Origin of the sequence: Roseburia sp. OF03-24 (assembly GCF_003463035.1) — a bacterium.
Lineage (GTDB): Bacteria > Bacillota > Clostridia > Lachnospirales > Lachnospiraceae > Roseburia > Roseburia rectibacter.
Genome location: NZ_QSCK01000069.1, coordinates 1 through 2,838, shown reverse-complemented (window position 1 = coordinate 2,838; position 2,838 = coordinate 1). Strand labels below are relative to the sequence as shown.

The following is a 2,838-nucleotide window of genomic DNA, read 5'->3' as shown; positions in this document are numbered from 1 at the left end:
ATGATTATGAAAACGGGGCTTTGTGGATAAAAGTACGGAAACTCAAGATTGGAATGGATTGCAGTTTTTCGCATCATTATGGTAAGATAAAAATACATGATACAGAATCGAGGTGAATTCATGATGAAATTTGTTCGAGGTAACTACTCAGTACAGTTGAAATGATCTGTTAGCAGATTGTACTGAGGTGAATTCATGATCATAGAATGTTAACGGAGCGTGTATTCTATGATATTAATATGCTGACAGTCACAACTGTACTGTTTCGTAGGTAAAAAATATGCGATAAAAGGAGTACAGTTATGCGTTACATAAAAGAAATACTAAAGAAAAATTTATTGGTTACATCTGGCTATCTCGTGATTGGGGTATTTAATTCCTTTCTTTTGAACTATAAGGCAGATTATTTTCAGAAAATCATTGACGGGCTTTCCGATGGAACTCTGACGATCATTGGGATTGTCGCATATGGGATCATTTTGCTTACCGGTTATGTTTTGGAGTATGTGGACGAATATCCGGCAAAAAAACTGGAACATGGGATTTATCTGGACTTTAAGCTGTTAGCGCTTCAAAAAATCAGTATCATAGAGTATCTGGAATATGTGAAGCTGGGAACAGGAAAACTTGTTCAGAAAATTGAAAATGGTTCAACAGCGGGACGGGATGTGATATTTAATTTCTGGCTGGTTTTGATTCGCCAGTTATTGCCGTCCATACTATTCAGTATGTATTTTATTGCAAAAATCAACAGAAATATCATGTATATTTTGATGAGCGGATATCTGGTCGTTTTTGTAGTGTCGAATGTATTGCTGAAAGTTTTGATGCAAATGAAAGAGAAAGTCCTTAATCATGAGGAAATGTTAAATCATTATCTGATACGCGGATTTATGGAACTGGTCATATTCCGTGTGGAAAGGCAGTTTCCGAATGAGATCAGGAAAGCAGATGATGCAAAAAGGGAGATCGTATCTTCAAAAGTAAAAATGAATCTGATCCATGAGGCTTTTTTTACGATATTTGCATGGATGGTTGCATTTTTAAATATAGGGATTATATTTTATGCATGGAAAAGCAAAAATCTCACGGCGGGCGAAGTGGTGGCACTGATTTCGCTGGTGGAAAATGCGTATGTCCCAATCGCAATATTCAATGTGATCTATGTGCAATATAAGCTGGATAAGTCAGCTTATGCAAGATTTGTCCGGTTTTTGGAGTTAAAAAATGACGAGCAGCTCCAGAAAGGCAAGATTCCGGCTGGAAATGCAGGTGAGATCTGTGTCAGGAATCTTCACTTTGAATATGAAGAAAAGACGGCCTTGGATGAGGTGGCATTTACAATCACAAGAGGACAAAAAGTTGCCCTGGTCGGTGAGAGCGGTTCAGGAAAGTCGACACTGATAAAAATTCTTTTGGGATTTCTAAAGTATGACAGAGGTCAGATCAAGGTTGGAGGAGTGGAACTGAGAGATCTATGCCTTGATAAGTTCTATGACAAAATTGTTTATTTATCCCAGGATTCTCCGATTTTTGATGGGACGATCAGAGAAAATATTTTATTTGACAGAAATGTCCCAGACGATGAGATTATGATGGCACTGGAAAAGGTGAATCTTTCCTGTCTGGTTCGCGATTCTGCCAAGGGACTGGATACGCAGATCGGTGAAAAAGGCACGCGTCTGTCGGGCGGAGAAAAACAGCGGCTTGCACTTGCAAGATTGTGGTTTGAAGATCCGGAACTTGTTATTTTGGACGAAGCCACATCGGCGCTTGACAATTTAACAGAAGAGGCAGTTATGCAGGAAGTTCTTGATCGGTTAAAAGATCAGACGATGATCGTTATTGCCCACAGGCTGAATTTTATTGCAGCTTTTGATAAGATCATTGTATTTCGGAATAGTAAAATTACCAGTCAGGGGACTTTTGAGGAACTGATGAAATCAGATCCGTATTTTGCGGAACTTTATCATACAAGTAGTCAGATCTGATTGTCTGGATACATTTGTTGACTGGCAAAGGAAGAGATTTAGAAACATAAAATACGATTTTAAATTTTTGAAGTTGTCCATAGGAAAAAACTATGGACAACTTTTATTTTGTGTGCCGAGCATGGCGCTAATCTTGCTGGTGCAAGTCCAGTCATGGGTATTTACCGCCAAGTGTAGCGAACCACAAGTCGGTATCGGTAACGGTATGGATGGAGGAAGTGGTGTAGCAAAGTTCTTGAGCCTACGAACAGAAACTTGATAAGGCGATTAGGTGGGTAAGATTGCAAATCAAATCGAAGCCCAAATGGTAAACGTAAACCGAAATTGTAAATCAATGAAAAAAGCCGGGAACAAAGGTGCGTAACCTAATAAAGATGTGGGTACCAGAAGACTTGGCAAGACAGGCTGGAAACAGTTGCCGAGGATATTGGTTCACGACACATGCAGTTGCCATAAATATGGCAATGACAACAGCAATTTATGCAGGAAAAACTTGCATTTTGGGAACAAACGTGTATAATAAAGCTGTTATAAAAAAGACCATCACAAAAGTGATGTGGAAAACAAAAAAATGGGGTGCTCGCACAGGCGGGCTGAGAGTAAGCGGACGCTTTAACCCGGAACCTGATTTGGATAATGCCAACGTAGGGAGATAATGGATCACAAGTGTGTTTTTTTGTGCAGGAATCTTTGGTTGGGTTCCTGCACTTTTTATGGATAAGATATCTGCAAATGCTGGTTTGTGGGTGATATGAGTTTCCCTGTGTAGGGTGGTTCTGGGGGGTTACGATTGGCAAATCGCATCAAGCCGGGACTGTTTTGTTCCGTTGTACGAAAATAAGGCAAG

At 39.7% G+C, this 2,838-nt stretch carries 1 protein-coding gene and 1 riboswitch; the gene reads left to right on the top strand.

Annotation, left to right across the window (positions count from 1 at the left end; translation table 11 throughout):
• The first annotated feature begins 302 nt into the window (after positions 1-302).
• Entirely contained in the window at positions 303-1,991 is a 1,689-nt protein-coding gene (locus DXA60_RS18340) for an ABC transporter ATP-binding protein (RefSeq protein ID WP_117922682.1), read from the top strand.
• Positions 1,992-2,553: 562 nt separating this feature from the next.
• Positions 2,554-2,660: riboswitch (TPP riboswitch) on the top strand.
• Positions 2,661-2,838 lie beyond the last annotated feature (178 nt).